Origin of the sequence: Amphritea sp., assembly GCF_050300915.1 — a bacterium.
In the GTDB taxonomy this organism is placed as follows: Bacteria; Pseudomonadota; Gammaproteobacteria; order Pseudomonadales; family Balneatricaceae; genus Amphritea.
Map to the genome: position 1 here is coordinate 1 of NZ_JBNKYN010000176.1, position 684 is coordinate 684.

Sequence of the window (684 nt, forward strand, 5' to 3'; positions counted from 1 at the left end):
ATCTCATCCTCTTTTTCTTTCCTCTTCTCAAAACATGGAGCTTTTCAACTGAGCTTTCACCTCTTTTCTTTTCAATTTTGCTCCCTTTTTTGAAACATGGAGCTTTTCAAATGGGGTTTCACCTCTTTTGCTTTTCAATCCTTGCTCCTCTCTCTTTTTTTTTAGGATCCTTCTTTTGCTGGGGAGAGATTCCACTCATTGGAATTTTCTAGGAGAATCACTTGGTAAATAGGATCAAAGTTGGGACAAGGAATGATAAGGGTTTGATATTGAGTTTGTGGAATGCTTGGTGAATTATGCCTTCTTCGATTAGAATAGGGCATTACCAAGCATGAGTGAATGAAGGCTAGAAAACAAAGTTTAATGAAGGAATATTCAACTGGGATTTTTCCACAGACTCTAGAAAATTGACACTTGCCAAAACTCAACAAAAGTGTAAGCATGGTAAAGCAAATCTTTTTACTCATATTTGGCTCTGGGTGGTGTACAGGTAAGCTTGAGATTAGGGAGAGGCAAGCCCGACATGTGAATAACCAAGCAAGCAACATGAACTCAAAGGTGAAGTGATCAAGGTTATATCACACTGTCAACAGCTAGGCAAGACATTCCCTAATATATTTTGCCCGAGATACAAAATTGTAAAGTTGGATTCAAAATTCAAGATTAATGTAGGCTAGCATGGTT

The 684-nt window shown here is 37.9% G+C and carries 1 protein-coding gene; it reads left to right on the forward strand.

The window, feature by feature from the left end; all coding sequences use genetic code 11:
* Window positions 1-212 (forward strand): hypothetical protein (locus ACQY8X_RS21000; RefSeq protein ID WP_428037074.1); only part of this gene is annotated, 212 nt, incomplete at its 5' end.
* Window positions 213-684: the final 472 nt, after the last annotated feature.